Origin of the sequence: Microbacterium mitrae (assembly GCF_008017445.1) — a bacterium.
GTDB lineage: Bacteria > Actinomycetota > Actinomycetes > Actinomycetales > Microbacteriaceae > Microbacterium > Microbacterium mitrae.
Map to the genome: position 1 here is coordinate 33485 of NZ_VRSW01000001.1, position 26000 is coordinate 59484.

Sequence of the window (26000 nt, forward strand, 5' to 3'; positions counted from 1 at the left end):
CTTGTGGTGCGCTCGGGTCAGTCGACCTCGGCGAGACGTGCCGTCTCGTCGAGCCAGCTCGTGGCTACCGCGCGAAGCTTCTCTTCATACTTACGGCCGTGGTGTGCGCAGAACAGCAACTCGCTGCCGTTCACCTCAGCGGCGATGTACGCCTGCGCTCCACAAGAGTCGCAGCGATCCATCGCGGTAAGGCGGTAGGACACGGTCTCCGTCGGCGTTGCCATTGTCGTCATCGGGGTGCCTCCTCGTGTCGTTTCCCTGGTGTTCGGGTTGTATTTATCAAACCACGCAATTCTGAGGGAAGGCTCGTTGTGGCGCGTGTTTCGCTCAGCGCGTACGGTACGGGGCCTCGGAGCGCGTCAATCACGGCGCTGTCGGTCAGGGCGATTAGGCTTGAACATTGTGACCTCCGAGTATTCCGCCCATCACCTTCAGGTACTCGAAGGCCTGGAAGCCGTTCGCAAGCGCCCCGGTATGTACATCGGGTCAAATGGCTCGCCCGGCCTCATGCACTGCCTGTGGGAGATCATTGACAACTCCGTCGACGAAGCCGTCGGCGGCAATGGTTCCACCATCGACGTTGTGTTGCGCGATGACGGCTCCGTCGAGGTCCGCGACCGCGGCCGCGGCATTCCGGTTGACGTCGAGCCACGCACCGGTCTCACCGGCGTCGAGGTGGTTTTCACGAAGCTTCACGCCGGCGGCAAGTTCGGCGGCGGATCGTACGCCGCCTCCGGTGGTTTGCACGGCGTTGGCGCCTCTGTCGTCAACGCGCTGAGCGAGCGCCTCGACGTTGAGGTTGACCGCGGCGGCAAGACCTACGCCATGTCGTTTCACCGCGGCGAGCCCGGAACCTTCGCTGACGATGGTGAGGCGCGTCCAGACGCCCCGTTTACCCCGTTCAGCGATGGCAGCGAGCTGCGCGTCATTGGTAAGGCGCCCAAGGGCGTTACGGGCACCCGCGTTCGTTACTGGGCCGACAAGCAGATCTTCACCAAAGACGCAGAGTTCCAGCTCGAAGACCTCCGCACCCGCGCCCGCCAGACGGCATTCCTGATTCCGGGTCTCGGCCTTGCCATCACCGATGAGCGCCATGACGAGCCCATCGAGACGATGTTCAAGTACGACGGCGGTCTCAGCGAGTTCGTTGAGTACCTCGCCACCGACGCCCCCGTCACCGATACGTGGCGGGTTCAGGGTGAGGGCACGTTCACCGAGACCGTTCCGGTGCTTCAACCCAACGGTTCGATGGTGGCAACCGAAGTCGAGCGCACGTGCCACGTTGACATCGCGATGCGGTGGGGCACCGGCTATGACACCACAACGCGCTCGTTTGTGAACATCATCTCCACGCCCAAGGGCGGAACCCATCAGCAGGGTTTCGAGCAAGAGCTGCTGAAGCAAATGCGCAGCGAGATCGACAAGAACTCGCGCCGACTCAAGGTCGGCAACGACAAGGTCGAAAAAGACGACGTGCTTGCCGGGCTCACCGCGGTGCTCAACGTCACGCTGCCCGAACCACAGTTCGAGGGACAGACGAAGGAAGTTTTGGGCACGCCCGCTGTTCGTGCGATCGTTGCGCAGGTGCTGCGCAAAGACCTGCAGTCGCGCTTCACCTCGACCAAGCGTGACGACAAGACGCAGGTCACGCAGTTGCTCGACAAAATCGTCGCCGAGATGAAGGCCCGCGTGTCGGCGCGCGCTCACAAAGAGACGCAGCGCCGCAAGAACGCCCTCGAGTCCTCTTCGCTCCCCAACAAGCTGGTCGATTGCCGCTCCAACGACGTTGAGCAGTCTGAGCTGTTCATCGTTGAGGGTGACTCCGCACTCGGCACGGCGAAGTTCGCCCGCAACAGTGAGTTTCAAGCGCTCCTGCCCATTCGAGGCAAGATTTTGAACGTGCAAAAGGCCTCGGTGAGCGACATGCTCTCCAACGCCGAATGCGCGGCCATCATCCAGACCGTTGGTGCTGGTTCCGGTCGCACCTTTGACCTTACTCAGGCGCGCTACGGCAAGGTCATTCTGATGAGTGACGCCGACGTCGACGGCGCCCACATTCGCACGCTTCTGCTGACGCTGTTCTACCGTTACATGCGCCCGCTGGTGGAGGCCGGACGCGTGTACGCGGCCGTGCCGCCGTTGCACCGTGTGATCGTGATGAACCCCGGGTCCAAGCCCAACGAGACCATCTACACCTACAGCGAGGCCGAACTGCACAAGCTGCTCGCCAAGCTCACCAAGGCGAACAAGCGCTGGCAAGAGCCGATTCAGCGGTACAAGGGTCTCGGCGAGATGGATGCCGAACAGCTCGCGAGCACCACGATGGACCGTGGCGGGCGCCTGCTTCGGCGCGTGCGCTTGGAAGATGTTGAGGCGGCAGGGCGCGTGTTCGAGCTGCTGATGGGCAACGATGTGCCGCCGCGTCGCGAGTTCATTATCGAGTCGTCTGATCGGCTCTCCCGCGAAGCCATCGACGCCTAAAGCCGCCGCGATAGCTCAAGAAGAAACCCGCCACCTTCGACAGAAGGGGCGGGTTTCGTCTTGTTGAAAGCTACGCGATGGCGGAACCAATGAAGCCGATGACGGCGTCGAGCGCGGTTCCTGAAGCGTCGCGGCGCGAGCCGCCCTCCGGTAAAACGCGAGCCGATCCATCGGTTCCGATCGCCCGCGGGTTTTCGCCCACCCACGCGACAGTCAAGCGCGATTCGCCCTTCAAGAAGGCGTGAGCCCGAACGCCGCCCGTCGCGCGGCCCTTGCTGGGGAATTCACTGAAGTCAGAAACCTTCGCGCGGCCGGCATCGATGCCATCGATGAACGCGTCGGCGCCAGAGACCGTGGCGACGATGGCATCGGAGCCGATCGGAACCACGTTGAAGGCGATAACGGTCGCGCCGGGTGCGAGCTTGACACCAGCCATGCCGCCGGCCGGTGCGCCCTGCGGCCGCACCATCGCCGACGAGTAGTGCAACAACTGCGCATCAGACGTGACGAACACGACATCGGAGGCGTCGGGGGCCGGGGCTGCCCCCACCACCTCATCGCTCGGCTTCATACCGATGATCTCAACATCGGGTCGAACCGGAATGCTCGTCGGCACGATTCGCTTGACGACACCCTCCCTGGTTCCGAGCGCCAGCGGCGTCTCATCGTCGAACCGAATCAGGGCGAGCACGCGCTCCTTCTTGTCGGTGATGCCCAAATAGTCGCGCAACGGAACACCCGCGGCGAGTTGCACGGAAGCGGGCGGAACCGAAGGCAGGTCGACGGGGGAGAAGCGGAGCACACGACCACGGTTGGTGACGGCGCCCACCTCAGCGCGGGTGGTGGTCTCAAGGGTCGTGAGCACGGCGTCATGCTTGCTGCGGCGAGCCGGGGGTGCGATGGTCTGTCCGTCGGCAAGTTCAAGGCGCACGGCGCGGCCGGTGGCCGACAGCACGATCTGTGTCGGAGCATCGGCGATCTGCAGGTCTGCCGCCGCCGCAGCCTTTGCCGATCGAGGAGCCGCAGGCTTCGCGTTCATCAACAGCGTGCGCCGCGGGGTTCCGAAGGTGTCTGCCGCGGCATCGAGCTCGCGAGCCACCTGTTGGCGCAGAAGCACGGGGCTACCGAGGAGTTCTTCCAGCGCGGCAATTTCTGCGATCAGTTTGTCGCGCTCTGATTCAAGCTCGATGCGGGAGAACTTCGTAAGGCGGCGAAGGCGCAGCTCGAGAATGTACTCGGCCTGCAGCTCGGAGAGCTCAAACACCTGCTGCAGGCGGCCGCGGGCAGTCTCCGAGTCATCAGATGACCGGATCACCTGAATGACCTCGTCGATATCGAGAATCGCCAGCAACAGACCTTCAACGAGGTGCAGGCGCTCTTTGCGACGTGCGACGCGGTAGGTCGATCGTCGGGTGACGACCTCAAGGCGGTGCTTGAGATACACCGACAGCAGGTCTTTCAACCCCAACGTGCGCGGCTGGCCATCAACGAGAGCCACATTGTTGATCGAGAACGAATCTTCCAGCGGTGTGAGGCGATACAGCTGCTCAAGGACCGCGGTGGCGTCAAAGCCGGTCTTGATTCCGATGACCAGACGCATGCCGTTCTTGCGGTCGGTCAGATCGGTGACGTCGGAAATTCCCTGCAGCTTCTTCGAGTTGACCGCGTCTTTGATCTTGTCGATGACGCGCTCGGGGCCGACCTGGTACGGCAGCTCGGTGACGATGATTCCGGTGCGGCGCGGGCCAAGCGGCTCGATCGACACCTTGCTGCGCACCTTGAACGCGCCACGACCAGACTCGTAGGCATCTTTGACGCCATCCAGGCCCATGACGATGCCGCCGGAGGGAAAGTCGGGCCCCGGAATGAATTCCATGAGCTCTTCGGTCGTTGCCTCGGGGTTTTCCAGCAGGTGCAGGGCTCCGGCAACGACCTCGATGAGGTTGTGGGGCGCCATGTTCGTTGCCATGCCGACGGCGATGCCGCTCGCGCCGTTGACGAGGAGGTTCGGATAGGCGGCAGGCAGCACGGCGGGCTGCATGAACTGACCGTCGTAGTTGGGGATGAAGTCAACGACGTCTTCATCAAGGTTCTCCGTGAGGGCGAGCGCCGGTGCCGCCAGGCGAGCCTCGGTGTAGCGCGAGGCGGCTGGGCCGTCATCGAGCGAGCCAAAGTTGCCGTGCCCGTCAACGAGCGCGACCCGCATCGCGAAGGGCTGTGCGAGGCGCACGAGGGCGTCGTAGATGGCCGAATCGCCGTGGGGGTGGAGCTTACCCATCACCTCGCCGACAACGCGGGCACTCTTGACGTGGCCGTTGTCTGGGCGAAGACCCATATCGGCCATTTGGTACAGAATGCGGCGTTGCACGGGCTTGAGGCCATCACGCGCGTCGGGCAGGGCGCGCGAATAGATGACGGAATACGCGTACTCCAGGAACGACCCTTGCATTTCTGCGGAGACATCAACATCTTCGATGCGTTCGTCGATGGGCTCATTCGTCGGTGTGTTGCGAGGCATACGGTGCGGGCTCCCGGAGGGCGGGTGGGGGAGCGTGAGCTCCAATTTCGGGCGGGTTTTCTTCGCGATATGGAAGACTGACCACGATGCCATTCATGCTACCCGTCCCCGCCGCCCACTCCCGGAGCATCACCGGGGTGGCGTCTGAGTTGCTGGCCTCACTCGAGGGCGGCTCGGCCCTCGGTCGCGCCCGCTCGGTGGTGCTGGTCGTCATCGATGGCCTCGGCATGACGCAATTGCGTGCGCACGCCGGTCACGCTCGGCGGCTCAGTGCACTCGTCACGAAAAAGAGTGTCGGGCATTCGGTCTTTCCCTCCACCACAGCCGCCGCCCTCACGTCACTGCTCACGGGTTCCGATCCCGGTACCCACGGCCTCGTCGGCTATCGGGTCATGAACACCCAGACGGGGCGGTTGGCCAATCAGCTCTCCGGCTGGGAAGAAGACGGGCTTGACCCAGAAACCTGGCAGCGCAGCGAGACTGTGTTTCAGCGTGCGGCGGCTGCTGGGCGGCGCAGCTTTGCCGTTGGTCCGTCGGAATACATCGGTTCGGGTTTCAGCCGCGCGGTGCTGCGCGGCGCCGAGTATGTCGCAAGCGACGTGCTGCGCGAACGGTTTGCCCAGGCCGTCGCGCTTGCTGATGAGCACGATGGCTCGGTGGTGTACTGCTACATGCCGGAGATTGACAAGGCCGGCCATCGCCGCGGCGTTAACAGCGATCGCTGGTTGGCGGCGCTGGAAGACGTTGACGCGGCGTTCGCGACGCGCGTTCCCGACGATGTCGGGGTGCTCATCACGGCAGATCACGGCATGGTTGACGTGCCCCGCACCAAACACGTGCTGCTGGGGGCGAAGGATGCCCGCTGGGATGGTGTTGCGCAGTTGGGCGGCGAGCCGCGGTTGCTGCACGTCTACACGGAACCAGGTGCAGATGCGCGCCTGATAGCCGAGCGCTGGCAAGAGCTCGGCGGAAAGACGGCTGACGTGCTCACGCGGGAAGATGCCATTGCTGCCGGTGTGTTTGGAGTCGTGGCAAGCGACGTGGCACCGCGAATCGGTGACGTTCTCGTCGCCGCACGCGGGTTGTGGGCATTCTACGACGACACATTGAGCGACAAGGGCCCGCAACATATGGTGGGCCAGCATGGTTCCATCACTGCGGAAGAGCTGATGGTTCCGATGCTTCGCATGGGGTCATTCGCCCAGCTCTGACGTGCCCTGATGTGCGCTAACGCGCCAGGCGTCGCGAGGCGAGTTACTCGTCGGTGCGAGCGCCAAACACGATGTCATCCCACGACGGCATCGACGTGCGTCCCTTACGGCGGCCGCCCTGCTGCTTTTCACGCTCAGCCGCGGCACGCTTCTCGGCGATGATTTCGTCGTCGTCATGGGTCGAATCGGGCTCAGCAGGGGCGTCGTTCAGGCTGCCGAACAACGACACCAGGCCGTCATCATTGGTGCGACGTTTCGGGCCCGGCATCGCGGGTGCGGCAGATTCTTCTTCCGCCGTTGGCACGGGCTCGCGCTGCCCGCGGCGGCGGCGGAGCGCTTCCAGCAGGTCTGCGGTGTCGGGGCTGGTGTGGTTCTCCGGCTCGGGCGCCCGCTTGACGGCGGCATCGGCGGCCGTCGTGGGGCGAGCGGCCTCCGACTCCGTCTCCGCCGCCTCAGGGGCCGTTTCTACCTGCTCGGGTTCTGGCAGGCGACGCGGCCCAAAGGCGCCAGAATCGAATCGCGAGTCATCCTTGAACGGGTTGCTGTCGAGGGCGCGCAGGCGAGGAATAAGACCTTCTGGCAACGAACCCTGGCGGGAGAGTTGCGTGGCATCTGCGTTGAGAGGTGCGAGGGTTGACCGACGCGGATCGAAGGACCAACGGCCATCGTGCTCGACCTCGGCGGCAGTGAACTCAACCTTGACGGTCCACCCGGACTCGTCTTTCCAGCTCGACCAGACTTCGCCCTCGGCGCCCGCCTCAGCCAGCTTTGCGCGAATCGCGGCGCCAAAGCTCAGCGAGCCATCTGGTTCCAATTCGCCACCCATCAGCACCGGAACAGCGAGCGCCTGATTCACAATGTGCTCGCGTTCGGCAAGAACCGGGCCCTCGTAGCGTTCGACATCGGCGATGGTGGTGTTCAACAGCTCCGCAACATCGGCGGCCGACAGGCCAGCGCGGATGTGCGTTTGAATCTCGCGGGGGCTCGCGCGGGGCGGCTCATCCTGCGTGGGAGCGGGACGCGCCTTTCGCAATTCGACCCGCAATACGTCGTCGATCGCGACGGCAAAACGTTCGCCGGATTCCGTCGCGAGGATCAGCTTGTCATCCTCGGTGCCGACGATTGTGAGCTGCTCCATGGCCAGGCCTCTTCCGAACGTGGGTTTACCGAAACATCGTGACACAGGCCGGTGCCGAAACCCGGGAATAGAACGGGCGCGCCGCGGGTTTAAGCGGAAAGTATGTGACATCGACCGTCGAAAAGTGTTGACTATCGATCTAAAAGTCGGTATTGCATTTGCTAAACGGCTCAGGGTCGTGCAGACTATCGCCGCCTGAACCCGTTGGCGGCACCCTGGTTGCCGCCCCACATTTCATGCAGCTCCCCCCAATAACTATCGGAAGTAGAGATATCACCCGACATGGCCACCGATTACGACGCCCCGCGCAAGAATGAAGACGAAAGCGAGTCGATCGAGGCCCTCAAGGAGCGTGTACCCGACAAGCTTTCTGGCTCGGTAGACGCTGAGGACTCCGACAACCCCTCAGGCTTCGAACTTCCTGGCGCAGACCTGTCTGACATCGAGCTGGATGTTGTCGTCCTGCCCCCGCAGGAAGACGAGTTCACGTGCGTCGAGTGCTTCCTGGTAAAGCACCGCTCACAGCTTGATCACGAAACCGCGGCAGGTCCTATTTGCCGTGAGTGCGCATAGCCTGCGCAACCTTAATGGCCGCCGCAAGGCGGTCTGGTGTCCGTGAAGACACCACCCACGCCGGTGTCGGGTCGGCGGGGTCTGTGACTGCAACAGTCACGATCCCGTCGATTCCGCCCCGGATCGTGGTGAAGCTATGCGCTTGCAGGTTTTGACCTCGCGCCAGACGAGCTTCGTAGCCGGTAGTTACCACCGGCTCTCCCAAGAATTCGACGGGAATGTGCGCTTTTCCGATGCGCAGTTCACCGCCCGCGACCTCAACCACTTTTGAGGTCGACAACATCAGCGTGATCACCGCAACGGCGACGAGGCCACCGATGATCAGCGCGATCGAGCCGTTCTCACGCATGAAAACGAGTGACGCCATGGGCGCGACGATCATCGCTGCGACAATGAGCCACAGTGACGGCGTCAGCCGTTCGCGATACGTGCGGCCGGTGGACGTGGAACTGGCTGAATTCTGCATTACCCTCGATGAGTGACTGATTCTGTTGATGTCCTCATTGTCGCACCCGATCTTCCGGTGTACGCGAACCCCGGCGACGCCGGAGCGGATCTGCGTTCAGCCGAAGCGCTGACTCTCGCTCCGGGGGAGCGGCGTCTGGTATCAACGGGTGTTCGCATTGCGCTCCCCGACGGCTTTGCCGCATTCGTGGTTCCGCGCAGTGGGCTGGCAGCCAAGCACGGAATTACGATTGTGAACTCGCCAGGAACCGTTGATGCGGGGTACCGTGGCGAGATCAAGGTGTGTTTGCTCAACACCGATCAGCACACCCCCTACGACATTGCCGTCGGCGACCGCATCGCACAGATGATCGTGATGCCCGTGCCGCGCGTGAACTTCATTCCGGTTACGCAGCTTCCCGACAGCTTGCGCGGCGAAGGTGGATTTGGCTCGAGCGGATTCGGCCACAAGATTGAGGAAAAAGCATGACTGACGAAATCGAAGAGTTCGACAAGAACGCTCCCGAAGACCGCGCAGTGACCGGTCCGTTTGACGAGTCCGAGGCGAACCCAGTTCGCCCCTACATTGACCTCGGGGGCATCAAGATTCTTCCCCGCGAGGGCCTGAACCTGCGACTCGAGGTCGAGGAGCAGACCAAGCGCATCGTTGCCGTTGGCCTGGACTACGCCGACTCGTCGCTGCAGGTGCAGCCGTTTGCCGCGCCGCGCTCCACGGGACTGTGGGCCGAAACGCGCACGCAGATTCGTGAGCAGGTTAAGCAGCAGGGCGGCCGCGTCGAAGAGCGTGAGGGCCCGCTCGGCCCCGAGCTGCTCGCCGAGGTTCCGGTGATCGCCGGTGGCGAGGGCGGCATGCGACTCGCGCGCTTCATCGGCGTCGATGGCCCACGCTGGTTCTTGCGCGGTGTCGTCAGTGGCAAGGCGACCAGCGACCTCGAAGCCGCGGCGCAAATTGAAGAGCTTTTCCGCTCGATCGTTGTGGTGCGTGGCGGCTCGCCGATGCCTCCGCGGGATCTGATTCCGCTGAAGATGCCGGCAACCCCGGGCACAGCGTGAGCGAAAAAGACACTAACGAGCCCGGCCGGACGGGCGCCTCGGGCGCCGCCGCGGCGGGTTCGAGTGCGGCTGCTGACCCTGCTGCGGCCGGTGACGCTAAGCAAACGCCGCTGACGCCGCCGGAACCAGGTATGTCGGAGGTGCTGAGCGCTGCGCTTGGCGAGGCGGCGCGCCGCGCCGGAATCGACCCCGCCGAGCAGGCGACGACGGGTCACGTCGTGTGGGGCGCCATGGGTGGTTGGCGCGGCGTCGTTGAGACGGTCGTTCCGTCCTTCATCTTCATCTTCACGTTTGCCCTCACGACAGACGCATGGCTCGCCATTGGCCTCTCCGTTGCCGTGGCGGCGGTCTTCACTCTGGCCAGACTGTTTGCGAAAACGCCACCGATTGCCGCGATCAGCGGGCTGGTGGCCGCCCTCGTTGCCGCTGGGTTCGCGTTGTTCACCGGCAAAGCCGAGAACAACTTCATCCCCGGATTTCTGACCAACGCAGCCTATGGTTCCGGTCTGCTGATCTCAGCGCTCATCGGCTGGTCGATCATCGGCTTGGTGGGCGGCTACCTGATGGGTGAGGGCACGGCCTGGCGGCGCTCCAAACGCAAGCGCCGCGTCTACTTTTGGTTGACGGTCGGCTGGGCCGGGCTGTTCTTCTTGCGTCTGGCCGTGCAGGTTCCGATTTACCTGCACGGCGAGAGCGCACTGGCGACGCTCGCGACTGCGAAGCTGCTGATGGGCATTCCGCTCTTCGCGCCGATGGTCGCCATCACCTGGCTCACCGTGCGCTCGCTGTACGCGAAGGTTGGCGCAGACACCGCCGAAACCACTCCAGCAGAGTCCTCGCGCTCGGAGCCGGACTCCGATGTCGCACGCCCGGAGTCGGAGTCCTCGCACCCGGGGTCCGAGGCAAGCGAATCGAACTCGGGGCCCGAGGCGCGCACAGGGGACACCCCGGCCTGAGCTCGCCGCGCTGTGGTCCACCGATGCGGCGCCCTGGAGCTCGCCCGGCGCGGGTTGAGCTGACGCCGAAGGCTCGGCGACCTCCGCCCAATACCGCCCCGCCCACAACGGCCCCGCCCACAACGGCCCCGCCCACAACGGCCCCGCCCAACAACCGCCCCGCCCACAACCGTTATGCACGAGATTTTTCGTTGTGCACGCAAAAGTAGCCTCACCAATCACTCCAGCCTCTTTTGTCACACGATTGCGTGCAGAACGGTCGCGCGTGTGTGGCCACCCGATGTAATCCCCCTTTCGAGGAACGCGAATGATGCCGACGAAGCAGACGAGTACTCCGGCCGAACGCGCAACGCACAGCATCCCGCGTGATTTCACCTTCGATCAGGCGAATGTTCCCTTTCCCGAAGGCTCCGTCAGCAGCACGTTTCTGCCCCGATTGTTCATAGCCGATCGTTCTATGCGAAGGGACGGTTCCGTCTAGGAGTTCCGTCAGACAAACTTTCTACCCAGGCATGCCAGGATCGCGCGCTCCGATTCGGGCCAGTCGTGCACGACCATCGCGTAGTTGAGGCGGATCGTTCGATAGCCGAGGGCGGCGGCCGCTCGATCGCGAACCAGGTCTTTCGCGCGAGACTGCGGGTCTGCGTGTCCGCGTTCCCCGTCCGTTTCTATGATGACGTTATCGATGACGAGGTCCACGCGGCCAACGGTCGGAATGAGTACCTGGGTTCTCGGTCGGAATCCCAAGAGCATAAGCCGAAGTCGCACGAGCGATTCAAGCCCGCTTTCGGCATCGCCTCGCGCCCACGTCAGGAGCCACCGCATGCGAGGTGAAACATTTCTTCGCAGCCACTCCCGATTCACGTGAGACAACAGCCCCTGGTTCCACGCCGATTCATACGCAGCGAAGAACGCTTCAGATGAAAGGCACTGTGCGGCCAGTCGTAATGCGTCGTGCACCGTCGCTGGCGTAAGGCACGTGGCGGCGGGCGTGTTGTGCGCTTTGGTGAGGGTTCCGTCTAATTCGTGACGTCGTCCGTTTCTGCCAACGTCGATGTGAATGCGTTGGTCGTCGCTGAGAACCCAGACCCCGTGCAGGCGCAACAACGAAACGCAGGTCAGGCGCCCGCCACATGCCGCCGCTTCAGCTGCGATGCTGGAGCCACTTGCGGCATAGACCCCCTTGCGCAACCTGCGAATCTCACCGCGTCGCACGGCCCATCGAATTTCGCCTGGGGAGTGGCTTTCAAGCAGTTGGTGAGTGCGCGCGACGCCGCCCAATCCGATAATCACGCTTCGCAAGGTCATTCGCACAGGTTGCTGGCTGGCGGCTGACCTGTGGAGAAGCATGGCGGCACTGGGGAGAGTGCCCCGCAATCGGGGCGGTGGGGAGAGGGCTTCAGCTAAGTGGGCTGGCTCCGCGCGACCGTTGTGCACGCAACCGTGTTGCTGTTGTGACTAATGATGCTGGTGAGGCCGAAATTGCGTGCAGATCGATTTCAAGCGTGCAGAACGGTCGTGATTGCGGCGGTGGCGGCGGAACCAGGTGAAGGTGCTGGCGGAATGAAGGTCAAGGTGGCGAGCTGAACCAGGTGAAGGTGGCGGGCGGAACCAGGTGAAGGGAGACTGCGCGACATGCGGAGAACGCGCGCCGGTGAGTGCTCGAGCACATGGTAGATTTATCTTGACGTCAAGATACTTTTGATGGGTTGATCTCTCGGACTGAGGCGCGGAGACTGGTAAGGCGCACCTTGCTAGCAGCCTGGGCTCTATGCCCCCAAGATGGAGATCAGCAGGATAGACCGGCGCAAAGGAGAGAGCCTCGTGTCAACGGTGAACAGCTTTGGTGCAAAAAGCACCCTGACGGTCGGCAGTACCGACTACGAGATTTTCCGGGTCGACTCTGTCGAGGGTTACCAGAAGCTCCCGTTCAGCCTCAAGGTTCTGTTGGAGAACCTGCTCCGCACGGAGGATGGCGCGAACGTAACCAAGGAGCAGATCCAGGCGCTCGGCTCGTGGGATCCTGCGGCCGAGCCTGACACTGAGATCCAGTTCACGCCCGCTCGCGTTGTGATGCAGGACTTCACCGGTGTGCCCTGCATCGTTGACCTTGCCACCATGCGTGAGGCGGTGACCGCTCTGGGCGGTGACCCCAACAAGATCAACCCGCTCTCGCCCGCCGAGATGGTTATTGACCACTCGGTCATCGCTGACCTCTTCGGTCGTCCCGACGCTATCGAGCGCAACGTGGAGATCGAGTACGAGCGCAACGGCGAGCGCTACCAGTTCCTGCGCTGGGGTCAGACCGCATTCGATGACTTCAAGGTTGTTCCCCCGGGAACGGGTATCGTGCACCAGGTCAACATTGAGCACCTGGCAAAGGTCATCTACGACCGCACCAACGGCGGTGTGCTGCAGGCTTACCCCGACACCTGTGTCGGCACCGACTCGCACACGACGATGGTCAACGGCCTCGGCGTGCTTGGCTGGGGCGTCGGCGGCATTGAGGCCGAGGCAGCAATGCTCGGCCAGCCCGTCTCGATGCTCATCCCGCGCGTTGTCGGTTTCAAGCTCACGGGTGAAATCCCGGCAGGCGTGACCGCAACCGACGTTGTCCTCACGATCACCGAAATGCTCCGCAAGCACGGCGTGGTCGGCAAGTTTGTCGAGTTCTACGGTGCCGGTGTTGGTTCCGTCCCGCTGGCAAACCGCGCCACCATCGGAAACATGTCGCCCGAGTTCGGCTCGACCGCGGCAATGTTCCCGATCGACGACGTGACCCTCGACTACCTGCGCCTGACCGGTCGCGACGAGCAGGCTGTGGCCCTCGTTGAGGCTTACGCCAAGCAGCAGCACCTGTGGCACGACGCCGACAGCGAGCCTTCGTACTCCGAGTACATGGAGCTTGACCTGTCGACGGTTGTTCCCTCGATCGCTGGCCCGAAGCGCCCGCAAGACCGCATTCTGCTGTCGGAGTCCAAGGCGCAGTTCGAGAAGGACATCGTCAACTACGCGACGCCGTCGACGAGCGACGACATCGTTGACCTCGAGTCGAAGCACTCGTTCCCGGCATCGGACCCCGGAACCGCTCCTGGCGACGAAGAGACAACGACGCGTCCGGTACACATCAACAGCGGTGCTCCCGCGCACGCTTCGAACCCGGTTCACGTGCAGACGCCGGATGGCCTGGACTACATGCTCGACAACGGTGCTGTCACGCTGGCAGCCATCACGTCGTGCACCAACACGTCCAACCCGTCGGTCATGCTCGCGGCAGGCCTCCTCGCCCGGAACGCTTTGGCTAAGGGCCTGAAGCAGAAGCCGTGGGTTAAGACCACGCTCGGCCCGGGCTCGAAGGTTGTCACGGACTACTACGAGAAGTCTGGCCTTGACAAGTCGCTCGAAGGCCTTGGCTTCTACACCGTCGGCTACGGCTGCACCATCTGCATCGGTAACTCCGGTCCGCTGATCGAAGAGGTTTCGGCCGCGATCAACGAGAACGACCTGGCAGTCACCGCCGTTCTCTCCGGTAACCGCAACTTCGAGGGTCGCATTAGCCCCGATGTGAAGATGAACTACCTGGCAAGCCCGCCGCTGGTCGTCGCCTACGCACTCGCTGGTTCCATGCACTTTGACTTCGAGACCGACGCGCTCGGTCAGGACGCCGATGGCAACGATGTCTTCCTCAAGGACATCTGGCCCTCGCCGGACGAGGTTCAGGAAGTCATCGACACCTCCATCTCGCGCGAGCAGTTCATCAAGCAGTACGCCACCGTGTTTGAGGGCGATGACCGCTGGAAGAACCTGCCGACGCCCGATGGTGCGATCTTCGAGTGGGACGACGCGTCGACCTACGTTCGTAAGGCACCGTACTTCGACGGCATGAAGATGGAGCTGACCCCGGTCAAGGACATCACCGGTGCACGCGTTCTGGCAACGCTGGGTGACTCGGTCACGACCGACCACATCAGCCCCGCCGGAAACATCAAGGCTGGCACCCCCGCCGCGCAGTACCTCACCGATCACGGTGTGGCGCAGAAGGACTTCAACTCCTACGGTTCGCGTCGTGGTAACCACGAAGTAATGATCCGCGGAACCTTCGCGAACATCCGCCTGAAGAACCAGTTGGTTCGCGCCGTCAACGACGGTGTTGAGGTTGAGGGTGGCTTCACCCGTGACTTCACGCAGGAGGGCGGCCCGCAGTCGTACATCTTCGACGCATCGCAGAACTACCAGGCAGAGGGAACTCCGCTGGTTGTCTTCGGTGGCAAGGAGTACGGTTCGGGCTCATCGCGTGACTGGGCTGCAAAGGGTACGAGCCTGCTTGGCGTGAAGGCCGTCATCACCGAGAGCTTCGAGCGTATTCACCGCTCCAACCTCATCGGAATGGGCGTTGTTCCGCTGCAGTTCCCGGCTGGTTCGAGCTGGGCATCGCTTGGCCTTGACGGCACCGAGATCGTTTCGATCGAGGGCCTGGAGAAGCTGAACGAGGGCGTGACCCCGAAGACGGTTACCGTGACGGCAGCCCCGAGCGAGTTCTCGCCCGACGGCAAGGAGACGGTTACGTTCGAGGCGACCGTTCGCATCGACACACCTGGTGAGGCTGACTACTACCGCAACGGTGGCATCCTCCAGTACGTGCTGCGTTCGCTGGTCTAAGTAGCCGACAGAAGCGCCCTACCCCATGAATTTCCGGGGGTAGGGCGCTTCTTTGTGCCCTCACGCGACCGAGCACGCATGCTTGGACATCGTTGGGTTCGCACCTCCCGCGTCTTGGCCGAGGTTGTTGCAGTGGTCTTGACGGTCGCCAGCTGCGCGGTGCTATACCTGCTAATCGGAATCGTCCTTCCCACTCTGAGAGAACCTCGTCCGATGCTGGCTTTTCTTATTGCTGTGGCAGTGATTGTCACGGTTTGCTCGGTGCGGGGCGTGGGACGTCAACGGGAGACCGCTCTCACCGCGGAGCGGCCATCGCAGATCTCGGTGGATTGAACAAAACCCTCGGGAATCCGCTAAGGACTGCGTCGCGCATACGTCGCGTCAGCTGTACGAGCGAATCATCTGCATGGCGCGATCGGCCACCGCGGTGTCACGTTCGGCGAGGGTGGTGATGACGGCCCGCATGCGCTCAACGCGCGCCCGCCACTCTGGTCCACGTTGCAGGCGGCGGGGGAGTGACTCGAGTTCTTGAACCTCACGCCAGGCGGTGAGCAGCATCGACTCGTACAGGTGCTGGTCGGCCTCGGCCGCCTTGCCACCGTGACCGTCGCTGCTGCCGAGAACGGCAACAGCGTCAAGCATCGACAGATCAAGTCCCAGAGCGAGTTTGTTGAGTTGCTCTCGGAGTTCGCGCAGAGCGCGGCGTGTGCTTCGCGTGCCAGCGCCGCGTCGCGCCAGTTGCGCGATCGACCACGCCGCGATTGTGACGGCCTGTGCGCCAGCCCACGTAGCGAGCGCCACCGTCCAGAACATCGCTGCGGGAGCCAGCGTCTGCTTGCGCAGGTTGTTGTATTCCATCTGACGGCCAAGCTCAGACATTTGGTCCGCGACAATCCACCCGGCTTCAAAGGACATGTCATCAGGCCGGTTTAGCATGAGTGGCTGGGTCGCTTCGAAATAGTACGCACCGAGGCGAGAATCGACGCCCGTACTGAGGGTGCTTGTGAGAGGCAACCCTGTGCCATACGATCCGTCCTCGGCGATCCACAGCGGCAGGATCGCTTTTCCGGGCCGCACTTCTCCCAAAGCCGGATCAATCGCGTCCGGGTACTGTGCGGCGACTTGCGCCTTTATGCGAGGGTAGGCCGCAAGCAAATCAAAATAGTCAATCTCAATTCGATTGATGTCCTCTTTGAGCGGCTTGACCTCCACGTAGTCGGCGATGGGAAGGAGCGTGACGAAGAGCTCGACCGGTTCGGGCAACAACGCCTTATCGCCGTATTTCGTCGCACGCTCCATCGCGTCGCGCACGTACGCGAGTGTCAGCGTATCGATGTTCTCCGCCTCATCGTGTTGCCTCCCGTCGTCGACGTAGTCGGGCAAAAGGGTAGGGTCGCCCACGACGTGCAATGCGGCGAGTGGTTCGTCGCCTGTCAGCGTCTTGCCGTAGGTCTTGTCGTCAGCCGCCATCGCCGAGATGGCTACGATACCGGCGATGACTCCCGCGGCAAGCGGCAGGAGACCGACCGCCAGAGGCGCCGCATTGGACCCTTCTCGATCTTTGCGACGCGTAGCGGCGGCAACCTCTTGGGATGGGGCCATGCGTTGTGCGGAACCATCGATTGCTTCAACGAGGAGAAGTACGCGTTCGGCATGTTCCGAAGCCGTCAGCGCGTCGCGCGGCGTGAGATCGAGCGACGCTCGTAGCTCGGCCATCGTGCTGAGTGTGCCGCCGCTGGCGACTTGTGCGCGCTCCGCAACCCGCCGCGCGAGCGCATCCTTACCGGCCGGCGCGGCACCATCCTTGTTACCTCGCGTCTTGAGACGGCGCTCAGTCTTTGCAAGGGCCGTCGCGATGCGCTGTTCGACTTGGCGCCAGCGCGCCAGGAGATCGGAGTGCGCAACGATGGTTTCTGGGCTGCTTCCGGTACCGAATGCCGTCTCGGCCTCGCTCACCAGGGCAAGCAGATCGCTCCTGTGGCCGTGCAGAACTCTCGCTTCCTGCGTGGTGAGGAGATCGTCCCGCTTCAGAAGGTCGTCAAGCGGCAGCGTTGTGGCGAGGGCGAGCTGACCGAGCACATCGCCGCCGGCACTGTGCCCGACGCGTAGCGACGACGCGGCAATCAACCCGTTCGTGCGACGCCGCAATGCATCGGTTGCGGCCGCAAAGTCGGCAAGCGCCATGGCATGTGCCGGCGCGCCGGGCTCATGGATCTCGATGTCCTGGTTCAGGATCTCTCGGGTGAGAAGCTGCTCTTCTTGAGCGAGCTTGAGGCTGTCATCGCGAATGGCGGCAAGCTCGCTCTCGAGTTGATCCTTGATTCCGTCCGCGACCTTGCGGGCGCTCGGGCCGGTCGCTCGGTCGAGCTCCGCGCCGGCAACCAACACCCGAGCTTCGAGCAGCTCGAGTTCGAGCACAACGCGGGCGAGATGCAATCGGGCACGAGAAAACTTCCGTGCCTTCCCACGTTCGCGCGCGAAGTTATGCGCCCAATCCAACATCACCAGGAGCCCCGCGAGCAGCGGCAGCGCGGCGAGAGATATCCAGAACACCGGAGAGCGCGTCGAGCCGTCGAACGCGCCCGACGCCGCAGTCAACGCCGCCCCGACAACCGCGGACGGCCCGAGACCCTGAGTCAGATTATTGATGTAGGTCTCTCGCATATCGGAGGCGACGCGGTGTTGGATCATCCAATCGTCGAGTTCCGCGAGTTTGGCGACCGAGGCGCGGGTGGCATCCGCAATGACCAGATCGACGTCACTTTCGTCAAACCCCACCGAGAGCATCACGTCAATGCCATCCGGCATTTCGCCGTTGTTGTACTCATCCCACGTGAGGTCACGCCCCACTACCATGACGGTGAATGGCTCGTAGCTGAACGCCTGCGTTGCGGCGACTGCATCAACTGATTCTTGAGTGATGCCGTATGGCAGACCCTCGTCGACAACGAAGCTGATCTCGTGGTCTGGCTGCGCAAAAATATGAGCCTGTGCAGCCAGCCCCAGCCCGGCGGAGAGCGCGGCGAGCCCGAGGGCGACTGCCGGTGCTACCCACCGCGCCCGACGAAAGCGTGACCGCCTGGGTTGCATTTCAACCATCAGCCCATCCTATGGGTTTCGCGCGGGGCTCACCGTTGCGGTGCGCACCGGTTTCATCGCTCACGTGCGCACTCGTGAACCGTCATTGTGCCGTCAACGCACCCTCTGGCGTCGCGGGAGATTTGACTCGCAGAAGATGAGTGGAGATTCCAACAACACCAACGGCCATGGCGACCAGAGCCGTGTCCAACGCAATCTCAGGGACGAAAGCGCGCAGCGCTACCACCACGCTCCCCACTGCGTAGGTCAACAGAGCCCATTTGGGGAGTGTCTGGAACCACGCCGCGGCGACCGCGATGGTTGTGATGAGGAAACCCATGGAAGCGACTGTGAGCGCGATGCCGAGCGGGCCCGCCCGTAACGCGCCAATCGCCTGCGGCGCAATCTCCGCGAAAACGAGGTTGATGACGAACTCAACGCCAACGAGCGACGCCAACGAGACAATTCCCGCAAGTCCCGCGATGAGTCGCCACCCGGATGCGCCGGCGAGAGCGACGATGGCGATGAATAAGACGATCGCGGCAAGCTGCGCCACTGGGGCGACGAGTTGAGTGAACGCGGTCGTCGGGATAAATGAAGCGCGTTTGGCTGCGTTAAGCAGCAACACGATCGCGGCAACGAACCCGGCGATGCCGCCGGCGGACAACAGAAGACTATAACGTGTGTTATTCATAACGACCGTTATATAGTGTTCAGGTGAGTCTTACAAGTGATGTCGGCGGATCCGTCAACGAGCAACTCATTAGAGGTGGGCTGTTGCTGGTGGAGCGCGGGCCGCAGGCGTCGCTGTCTGTACGCAATATTGCCGAGGTAGCCGGGCGCTCGACGATGTGCGTCTATACGCACTACCGCGGCCGCACCTCGCTGCTGTTCGCGATGCACGACGAGGTGATGAACGAGGTGCGGGCCGGTTTATCGATGGCGGCAGACCCCGGCGCGGAACTGCGGCGTTGGTGTGAAGAACATCCGGATCGATTGCTGTGGCTCCTCACCGGCTATCACGATGACGAGCTACGCGAGCGTTCCGCGGCGGCGGGCCGGGAGATTTGCGACCTTCTTGGCGGGGGAGATTTCGCCGAACAGCAACTCGCAACCGCGGTGGGAAGCCTGGTATTGCGCTCGCTCCACACCGGTGTCGGCACAACGACGACGCAGCGCAAGCAGGAGGCGTAAAGATGGGGCAGGCACCGAGGATGATGGCGTGATCACCACAATGTGAGTGCGCACTGCGGTCTCGGAACAACGCCTGCCACGAGGCGTGTGGCGCAAGTCTTCACCGTGTTCTCATCGCCTGCGGAGTACACTGAAAGTTCGTTGCGGGTGGCCCCAGCCCGCCGGAAGGAGGACCCGGATGGCATTGCTGCCGAACCTGACCGGGCCGCGCGACCTCGACAAGCTCAGCATCGCCGAGCTGAAGCAGTTGGCGCAGGAGATACGAGATTTTCTCGTCGCAAATGTTGCGAAAACTGGTGGCCATCTGGGGCCGAACCTGGGCGTCGTTGAAATGACGATCGCCATGCATCTCGTCTTTGACTCGCCGAACGACCCGTTCGTCTTCGACACCGGACACCAGTCGTACGTGCACAAGCTCCTCACCGGCAGGCAAGACTTCGCGGGGCTCCGTTCTCGCGGCGGTCTCGCCGGGTACCCACAGCGTTCCGAGAGCCCACACGATGTGGTGGAGTCCTCGCACGCGTCAAGCTCGCTGAGCTGGGCAGACGGCATCTCCCGCGGGCTCTCGCAGACGGGACGTGCCGACCGCCATGTCGTCGCCGTGGTCGGTGATGGTTCGCTCACCGGTGGCATGACGTGGGAAGCGCTGAACAACATCACCGATGACAACGACCGCAACCTCGTCATCATCGTGAACGACAACGGCCGCTCGTATGCCCCAACAATCGGTGGCATGTCGCGCTACCTCAACCGCATGCGCACGGCGGCTCCCTACAAGACGCTTCACCGTGGTTCCGACCGCCTTTTTCGCGCCCTCGGCCCGTTTGGTCGAGCGGTGTATCGCGGTGTCCGCGGCGGCACGCACGGGTTTCTCTCGCGCTTCACGAACAACGTCGCCCTGTACTCCAATCTCGACATCAAGTATCTCGGCCCGGTAGATGGTCACGATCTTGAGACCATGATCGAGACGCTGCGGCTTGCGAAATCGTACGGCGCACCGGTGCTGGTGCACGCGATCACCGAGAAGGGGCGCGGATACCAGCCGGCTCTGGACGATACGGCCGACCAGTTTCACGCCGTCGGCAAGATTGATCCTGCGACGGGCGAGACCCTCGGAACCACGAGCGAGGGCTGGACGGATGTTTTCTCGCAAGAGTTGGTTGCGGTGGGGGAGCAGCGTCGAGACGTCATCGCCATGACGGCAGCCATGCTGCGCCCGACCGGGCTTGCCCCCTTTGCCGAGCGCTTCCCCGATCGGGTCTACGACGTTGGCATTGCCGAACAGCATGCCGTTACAAGCGCGGCGGGCATGGCCTACGGCGGCCTGCACCCCGTTGTTGCGATTTACGCCACGTTCATGAACCGCGCGTTCGATCAGGTGCTGATGGACGTTGCGCTACACCGCGCTGGCGTCACGTTCGTGCTCGATCGCGCCGGTGTGACGGGTCCCGATGGGCCCAGTCACCACGGCATGTGGGATCTCGCGATGCTACAGATCGTGCCCCACATTCAAATCAATGTGCCGCGTGACGCCGCGCGGTTGCGTGAGGCGCTGCAGGAGGCTGTTCAGGTCAGCGATGCCCCCACGGTCATTCGCTTTCCGAAGGGCGAGGTCGCCGCTGACCTGCCCGCGCTGGAACGTGTCGGCGGGGTAGATGTTCTGCACCGCGGTGCGACAGAAGACGTGCTGCTGGTCGGCATCGGCCCCTTCGCTCACCTCGCGATGGAGGTGGCCGAGCGGCTCACCGCGCAGGGCATCGGCGCCACGGTCATTGACCCGCGCTGGGTGATTCCGGTGCCGCAAACCGTTGTCGATCTGGCCGCCAGGCACCGGCTCGTGATTTCGCTTGAAGACGGCATTCGTGTCGGCGGTGTTGGCACTCGCATTCGCCAGGTGTTGCGCGAGGCGGGCATCGACACAGCCGTAGACGAGCTCGGCCTACCCGACGAATTCATCGATCACGCCACCCGTGAGCAGGTGCTGGAAGATGCGGGTCTTACCGCCACCAAGATCGCACAAGACGTCACCGCACAGGTGCTCGGCGTGCGCGTTCCGGTCGCGCGGCAAAACTCCGACGGTCAACTGTGGACGGGGCAGGTTCCGGCGCAGACAGGCCCCATCGGGCTGACCCGCTGACGCGGGTCAGCGTTGCACCGACACACTTCACGCCACACAGGCGCAGAACCTGTGGGTGCGACGCGAGGTTGGGATAACTCCGCACGGAACGAGGTGCGCGACGTAGGCTGGTCCTGACGAACGTAAGGGGACCGTCGTGACTGACTCATCGAACGAGCCTCCGCGCCCCGGCGCGGAGCAACAGCAACCGAACATTCCACCGCGGCCGCCGCTGCCCGGCGAGCCTGGGCAGGGCCAACCGATGCCGGGCGGTCCAATGCAGGCTCCGCCAATGCCAGGGCCCGGCTATGCCGCGACTCCGCCGGGCCCGGGCGTTCCGCCACCGGGATACGAAGCGCCGAGCGGTTACGGTGCGCCAGCACCCAGTTTCGGTGCGCCGGCACCCAGCTTTGGCGGCGGCCAGGGCCTGCCACCGTTCCCACCCACCCCGCCGTCGGGCGGTGAGGGTTCCGCATCGCCTGCAATGCCGCCCGCACGTAAAAAGTGGCTCGTGCCCGTGCTCGCGGTGGTTGCGGGTCTCGCGGTCGCCGGGGTTGCCGTCGCTGTAACCCTCATGCTGACGACCGGCAACACGCCAACGGCGGGCGGGGCGACACCGACGACGCAGCCAACGACGTCGGCAACTCCGGCGCCGAAACCCAGTACGGCAAAGCCCAGTGCGACACCCACGGCCAAGCCGACCCCGCAGCCAACGATTACGACCAAGCCGTCGCCTGCGCCTTCCGCGGGCGTTCCGCCCCAGCCCGGCCCCGATTCGGGCGTTCCGAGCATTCCAGACCGCTCTGGGGTGAGCATCTCGTCGTCGACCATCGCGGGCGCCGTCGATGGCGTACTCATCGAGTATGAGCAGCTGGATGCGAGCGGTCAACTGTGGCAGATGATTCCTGACAGCGAGGGCAACACCTACGCCTATCTGGCGTTTCGCTACCTGCTGATCGATATGAAGACCGCCGCGCTCTTTGGTGCGACCGACGATACGGCCCGCGAATACTGGAGCATGTTGCAGGACTACGAGAAGAAGCTGCTCACGCAGGAGCCGCTGGGAAAAGACGTCACGATTGACAGCAAGCAGTCGTACTTCCATTACGACGGAACCACCGGCGAGGGTGAGTACCGCAAGAAATAGCCTCAATGACGGATGGCCGCCTCTGATCAGAGGCGGCCATCCGTCATTGCGTGACTAGCGGTGTGCGATGCCGCGAATCATGGGGTCGTGGAACGAGCCGCCGAAAACGCGCTGTGAGGCACCCTCACGGTCAAGGTAGGGGCTCGCGCCGCCGTCAATGAACGGCCAGCCAGCACCAAGAATCAGGCACAGGTCGATGTCTTCAACCTCGGGCACAACACCCTCGTCGAGCATCAGCTTGATCTCGAGCGTGAGGCCATCCTGCACCCGCTGCAAAATCGTGGCTTCGTCTGCTGGCGTGTTGCCAACGGCACTCTTCACGATCTTTTCTGCCGCCTTGGTGAAGCCGACAACTCGGCCGCCCTTGTCCTTCTCCACAACCGTGTCAAGCTCGGCGAGCTTGTGGAAGTTGTCGTTGGCGTAGAAGCGGTCCGGGAAGGCGCGCACCATGGTGTCTTGCACGTGCGCGGCAACCTTCCAGCCGACCAGATCGATCAGTTGGAACGGACCCATCGGCAGACCGAGCGGCGCAAACGCCTTCTCGACCTTGTCGATCGGGGTGCCCTCGTAAACGGCGCGAGCCGCTTCGCCCATGACCTTGGCCAGCAGACGGTTGACCACGAAGCCCGGAGCATCAGCGGTGAGGACACCGTTCTTGCCGAGGTTCTTGGCAACGACGAAGGCCGTCGACAGCGCAGCATCGTTGGTCTGCGGCGTCTTCACGATCTCGATGAGCGGCATCACGGCGACCGGGTTGAAGAAGTGGAAGCCAACGAGACGCTCGGGGTGAGCGAGCTTGGAACCAATTTCTTCTACCGAAAGCGAAGAGGTGTTCGTCGCGAGGATCGCGTCTTCTGCGATCACCTTTTCGATATCGCCGAAGACCTGCTGCTTGACGCCGACCTCTTCGAAAACAGCCTCAATCACAAAGTCGCAGTCAGCGAATTCGCTCTTGTCAGTGGTTCCGTGAACCAGCGCGCGCAACTTGTTGGCGGTGTCGCCGTCGAGGCGCCCCTTCTCCTGCAACTTGCCAATTTCGGAGTGAATGTAGGCGACGCCCTTGTCAACGCGAGCCTGGTCGAGGTCGGTGATGATCACCGGAACCTGCAACTTGCGCACGAAAAGCAGCGCGAACTGGCTGGCCATCAGGCCAGCACCGATGATGCCCACCTTGGTGACCTTCTTGGCAAGTGCCTTGTCGGGGGCTCCGACGGGGCGCTTGGCGCGCTTCTGCACCAGATCGAAGGCGTACATGGACGCCGCGAACTGGTCTCCCGTGATGAGCTCGGTGAGCGCCACGTCTTCACGCTCGAAGCCCTCAGCCTTGGTTCCGGACTTTGCGTCCGACAGCAGCTCCAGCGCCATGTACGGCGACTTCGGTACCGTGCCGAGCTTCGATTCGAGCATGCCGCGGGCCATCTTGATCGCGATGGGCCACTTAGTGAGGCGCTCAATCTTGCCAGGCTCGTTCTTGCGAACCACCTTGGTCTTGCCCGAAAGCACGCTGTCGGCCCAAGAGAGCGAGCTCTCCAGGTACGTCGCGGCGGGGAAGATTGCGTCCATAATGCCGAGGTCGAAGGCCTGCTGCGGCTTGAGCATACGGTTTTGCTTCAGCGGGTTCGAAACCACGACCTCGAGAGCGTTCTCAATGCCGATCAGGTTCGGCAGCAGGTAGGCGCCGCCCCAGCCGGGGATGAGACCGAGGAAGACCTCGGGCAGCGCGATCGCGGCGGCCGACGCATCGACCGTGCGGTACGTCGAGTTGAGGGCAATTTCGAGGCCGCCACCCAGTGCGAGGCCGTTCACAAAGGCGAACGACGGCACGCCCAGATCGCTGAGCGAGCCGAGCACCTTGTGGCCGAGCTGCCCAATCAGCAGCGCGACTTCGGCGTTCGGAACCCGAGCCACGTCTGAGAGGTCAGCGCCGGCAGCCAGGATGTACTGCTTACCGGTGATGCCAACCGCCTGGATTTCGCCGGCGGCAGCACGAGCCTTGAGCGCGTCAAGCGTCTCGCCCAGCTCCTTCAGCGTTGCCGGTCCGAGCGTGTTGGGGCGGGTGTGGTCGCGGCCGTTGTCGAGCGTGACGAGGGCGAGAACCTTGCCGCTGGCGAGGCGAATGTCGCGCACCAGCGAGTGCGTGATGACCTCATCGTCGGCGAAAGCGTCGAGCGAGGAGAAATCGATGGCGTCGTAGTTCGTCATGGATTACTTCTTCTTTCCGGTGTAGAACGGGTTCTCCCAGATGACCGAGCCACCCTGACCAAGACCAACGCACATCGCGGTGAGGCCATAACGCACGTCGGGGCGCTCCTCAAACTGCGCGGCAAGCTGAATCATGAGGCGCACGCCAGAAGCAGCCAGCGGGTGACCGAGCGCGATCGCGCCGCCCCATTGGTTAACGCGGGGGTCATCGTCTGCGATACCGAAGTGGTCAAGCAACGAGATCACCTGAATGGCGAAGGCTTCGTTGAGCTCAAACAGGCCGATGTCGTTGATCGTGAGACCGGCCTTCTTCAGCGCCTTCTCCGTCGACGGGATCGGACCGATGCCCATGATCTCCGGCTCGACGCCCGCGAATGCGAACGAAACCATCTTCATCTTCGGACGAAGACCCAGCTCGGTCACCGCGGTTCCGCTCGCCAGCAGCGACATCGTCGCGCCATCGGTGAGGGGAGAGGCGGTGCCTGCGGTCACGCGACCGTGCGGGCGGAACGGTGTCTTGAGGGTTGCGAGGCCCTCCATCGTCGTCTCGGGGCGGCGGCCCTCATCTTCCGTTGCCAGACCCCACGCGCCGGTGGCGTCCTTGACGGCGACCGGAACCAGGTCGGGCTGGATCTTGCCAGCGTCGTACGCGGCCTGCGCCTTGTGCTGGCTCAGCATGCCGAAGCGGTCTGCGCGCTCCCTGGTGAGGTGCGGGAAGCGGTCGTGAATGCGCTCGGCCGTGATGCCCATGTTGAGGGCGTCAGCCGAGACCAGCTTCTCGGTAAGAAAGCGGGGGTTCGGGTCGGCGTTGCCACCGAGGGGGTGACGGCCCATGTGCTCGACGCCACCGGCGAGGGCGATGTCGTACATTCCGAAGCCGATGGAGCCGGCCATCGTGGTGACGCTCGTCATGGCGCCGGCGCACATGCGGTCAATCGCAAAGCCCGGAACCGTCTGCGGGAGTCCGGCGAGGATCGCGCCGGTACGGCCAAGCGTCAAACCCTGGTCGCCCTGCTGCGTCGTCGCGGCGATGGCAACGTCGTCGACGCGGTCCTTCGGCACATCGGGGTTGCGGTCCATAAGACCGATCATCGCCTTCACGACGAGGTCGTCCGCGCGGGTGTTCCAGTACATGCCCTTTTCGCCGGCACGCCCGAAGGGGGTACGCATGCCATCGACGAAGTAGACGTCCGAAATCTCGGCCACTCT

At 63.3% G+C, this 26000-nt stretch carries 19 protein-coding genes; 10 read left to right on the forward strand and 9 right to left on the reverse strand.

Annotated features, from left to right (window positions below):
• Window positions 1–17: 17 nt before the first annotated feature.
• Window positions 18–233, reverse strand: a complete 216-nt coding sequence (locus FVP60_RS00155; RefSeq protein WP_147824272.1) for a DUF7455 domain-containing protein — start codon at window positions 231–233, stop codon at window positions 18–20.
• Between the two features lie 166 nt (window positions 234–399).
• Here FVP60_RS00155 and FVP60_RS00160 point away from each other — a divergent pair, with 166 nt between their 5' ends.
• A complete protein-coding gene (locus FVP60_RS00160) occupies window positions 400–2481 on the forward strand; it encodes a DNA gyrase/topoisomerase IV subunit B (protein WP_222705894.1) in 2082 nt (693 codons plus the stop codon).
• Between the two features lie 70 nt (window positions 2482–2551).
• On the opposite strand, the gene FVP60_RS00165 is transcribed toward FVP60_RS00160, so the two are convergent.
• Complete coding sequence (locus tag FVP60_RS00165) at window positions 2552–4999, reverse strand: DNA gyrase/topoisomerase IV subunit A (protein ID WP_147824274.1); 2448 nt, start codon at window positions 4997–4999, stop codon at window positions 2552–2554.
• Window positions 5000–5094: 95 nt separating this feature from the next.
• Here FVP60_RS00165 and FVP60_RS00170 point away from each other — a divergent pair, with 95 nt between their 5' ends.
• Entirely contained in the window at window positions 5095–6210 is a 1116-nt protein-coding gene (locus FVP60_RS00170; protein WP_147824275.1) for an alkaline phosphatase family protein, read from the forward strand.
• Window positions 6211–6253: 43 nt separating this feature from the next.
• Here FVP60_RS00170 and sepH read toward each other — a convergent pair whose 3' ends face one another.
• Window positions 6254–7348 carry a septation protein SepH gene (gene sepH / locus FVP60_RS00175; RefSeq protein ID WP_147824276.1) on the reverse strand — a complete coding sequence of 365 codons (1095 nt, stop codon included), beginning with the start codon at window positions 7346–7348 and terminating at the stop codon, window positions 6254–6256.
• Window positions 7349–7630: 282 nt separating this feature from the next.
• Here sepH and FVP60_RS00180 point away from each other — a divergent pair, with 282 nt between their 5' ends.
• Entirely contained in the window at window positions 7631–7921 is a 291-nt protein-coding gene (locus tag FVP60_RS00180; protein ID WP_147824277.1) for a DUF4193 domain-containing protein, read from the forward strand.
• Here the strand turns inward: FVP60_RS00180 and FVP60_RS00185 are convergent.
• Window positions 7899–8387, reverse strand: a complete 489-nt coding sequence (locus tag FVP60_RS00185; protein ID WP_147824278.1) for a DUF3093 domain-containing protein — start codon at window positions 8385–8387, stop codon at window positions 7899–7901. The genes FVP60_RS00180 and FVP60_RS00185 overlap by 23 nt on opposite strands.
• Before the next feature lie 12 nt (window positions 8388–8399).
• Here FVP60_RS00185 and dut point away from each other — a divergent pair, with 12 nt between their 5' ends.
• The 3 genes from dut to FVP60_RS00200 are packed head-to-tail and all read left to right on the forward strand — an operon-like array spanning window position 8400 to window position 10395.
• A complete protein-coding gene (gene dut, locus FVP60_RS00190) occupies window positions 8400–8855 on the forward strand; it encodes a dUTP diphosphatase (RefSeq protein WP_147824279.1) in 456 nt (151 codons plus the stop codon).
• Complete coding sequence (locus FVP60_RS00195) at window positions 8852–9439, forward strand: DUF3710 domain-containing protein (RefSeq protein WP_147824280.1); 588 nt, start codon at window positions 8852–8854, stop codon at window positions 9437–9439. The genes dut and FVP60_RS00195 overlap by 4 nt, the downstream gene beginning before the upstream one ends.
• Window positions 9436–10395, forward strand: coding sequence for a DUF3159 domain-containing protein (locus FVP60_RS00200; protein WP_246132404.1), 960 nt, complete (start codon window positions 9436–9438; stop codon window positions 10393–10395). The genes FVP60_RS00195 and FVP60_RS00200 overlap by 4 nt, the downstream gene beginning before the upstream one ends.
• 489 nt (window positions 10396–10884) lie before the next feature.
• Here FVP60_RS00200 and FVP60_RS00210 read toward each other — a convergent pair whose 3' ends face one another.
• Window positions 10885–11703, reverse strand: coding sequence for a DUF559 domain-containing protein (locus tag FVP60_RS00210; RefSeq protein ID WP_187240519.1), 819 nt, complete (start codon window positions 11701–11703; stop codon window positions 10885–10887).
• 516 nt (window positions 11704–12219) lie between these two features.
• Here FVP60_RS00210 and FVP60_RS00215 point away from each other — a divergent pair.
• Window positions 12220–15054, forward strand: a complete 2835-nt coding sequence (locus FVP60_RS00215) for an aconitate hydratase (protein ID WP_147824283.1) — start codon at window positions 12220–12222, stop codon at window positions 15052–15054.
• A gap of 381 nt (window positions 15055–15435) precedes the next feature.
• Here FVP60_RS00215 and FVP60_RS00220 read toward each other — a convergent pair whose 3' ends face one another.
• Both FVP60_RS00220 and FVP60_RS00225 read right to left on the reverse strand, forming a co-directional pair.
• Window positions 15436–18153: a hypothetical protein gene (locus FVP60_RS00220; protein ID WP_147824284.1), complete on the reverse strand. Its 2718-nt coding sequence runs from the start codon at window positions 18151–18153 to the stop codon at window positions 15436–15438.
• Window positions 18154–18235: 82 nt separating this feature from the next.
• Window positions 18236–18799 carry a hypothetical protein gene (locus FVP60_RS00225; protein WP_222705881.1) on the reverse strand — a complete coding sequence of 188 codons (564 nt, stop codon included), beginning with the start codon at window positions 18797–18799 and terminating at the stop codon, window positions 18236–18238.
• Between the two features lie 50 nt (window positions 18800–18849).
• On the opposite strand from FVP60_RS00225, the gene FVP60_RS00230 reads away from it, so the two are divergent.
• The 3 genes from FVP60_RS00230 to FVP60_RS00240 all read left to right on the forward strand — a co-directional run bounded on the left by FVP60_RS00230 (window position 18850) and on the right by FVP60_RS00240 (window position 22589).
• Window positions 18850–19326, forward strand: a complete 477-nt coding sequence (locus tag FVP60_RS00230; protein ID WP_147824286.1) for a TetR/AcrR family transcriptional regulator — start codon at window positions 18850–18852, stop codon at window positions 19324–19326.
• Between the two features lie 178 nt (window positions 19327–19504).
• Window positions 19505–21463: a 1-deoxy-D-xylulose-5-phosphate synthase gene (gene dxs, locus FVP60_RS00235; protein WP_147824287.1), complete on the forward strand. Its 1959-nt coding sequence runs from the start codon at window positions 19505–19507 to the stop codon at window positions 21461–21463.
• Window positions 21464–21734: 271 nt separating this feature from the next.
• Window positions 21735–22589 carry a hypothetical protein gene (locus FVP60_RS00240; protein ID WP_147824288.1) on the forward strand — a complete coding sequence of 285 codons (855 nt, stop codon included), beginning with the start codon at window positions 21735–21737 and terminating at the stop codon, window positions 22587–22589.
• A gap of 54 nt (window positions 22590–22643) precedes the next feature.
• On the opposite strand, the gene FVP60_RS00245 is transcribed toward FVP60_RS00240, so the two are convergent.
• Window positions 22644–24791 (reverse strand): 3-hydroxyacyl-CoA dehydrogenase NAD-binding domain-containing protein, encoded by a 2148-nt coding sequence (locus FVP60_RS00245; protein ID WP_147824289.1) that lies wholly within the window; start codon window positions 24789–24791, stop codon window positions 22644–22646.
• 3 nt (window positions 24792–24794) lie between these two features.
• Window positions 24795–25997 (reverse strand): thiolase family protein, encoded by a 1203-nt coding sequence (locus FVP60_RS00250; RefSeq protein ID WP_147824290.1) that lies wholly within the window; start codon window positions 25995–25997, stop codon window positions 24795–24797.
• Window positions 25998–26000: the final 3 nt, after the last annotated feature.

Coding starts and splice junctions, on each gene's coding strand:
- FVP60_RS00185 (WP_147824278.1), bottom strand. CDS start 8,387: ATGCAGAATTCAGCCAGTTCCACGTCCACCGGCCGCACGTATCGCGAA.
- FVP60_RS00180 (WP_147824277.1), top strand. CDS start 7,631: ATGGCCACCGATTACGACGCCCCGCGCAAGAATGAAGACGAAAGCGAG.
- FVP60_RS00195 (WP_147824280.1), top strand. CDS start 8,852: ATGACTGACGAAATCGAAGAGTTCGACAAGAACGCTCCCGAAGACCGC.
- FVP60_RS00220 (WP_147824284.1), bottom strand. CDS start 18,153: ATGGTTGAAATGCAACCCAGGCGGTCACGCTTTCGTCGGGCGCGGTGG.
- sepH (WP_147824276.1), bottom strand. CDS start 7,348: ATGGAGCAGCTCACAATCGTCGGCACCGAGGATGACAAGCTGATCCTC.
- FVP60_RS00240 (WP_147824288.1), top strand. CDS start 21,735: ATGCCAGGGCCCGGCTATGCCGCGACTCCGCCGGGCCCGGGCGTTCCG.
- FVP60_RS00170 (WP_147824275.1), top strand. CDS start 5,095: ATGCTACCCGTCCCCGCCGCCCACTCCCGGAGCATCACCGGGGTGGCG.
- FVP60_RS00210 (WP_187240519.1), bottom strand. CDS start 11,703: ATGACCTTGCGAAGCGTGATTATCGGATTGGGCGGCGTCGCGCGCACT.
- FVP60_RS00155 (WP_147824272.1), bottom strand. CDS start 233: ATGACGACAATGGCAACGCCGACGGAGACCGTGTCCTACCGCCTTACC.
- FVP60_RS00245 (WP_147824289.1), bottom strand. CDS start 24,791: ATGACGAACTACGACGCCATCGATTTCTCCTCGCTCGACGCTTTCGCC.
- dxs (WP_147824287.1), top strand. CDS start 19,505: ATGGCATTGCTGCCGAACCTGACCGGGCCGCGCGACCTCGACAAGCTC.
- FVP60_RS00165 (WP_147824274.1), bottom strand. CDS start 4,999: ATGCCTCGCAACACACCGACGAATGAGCCCATCGACGAACGCATCGAA.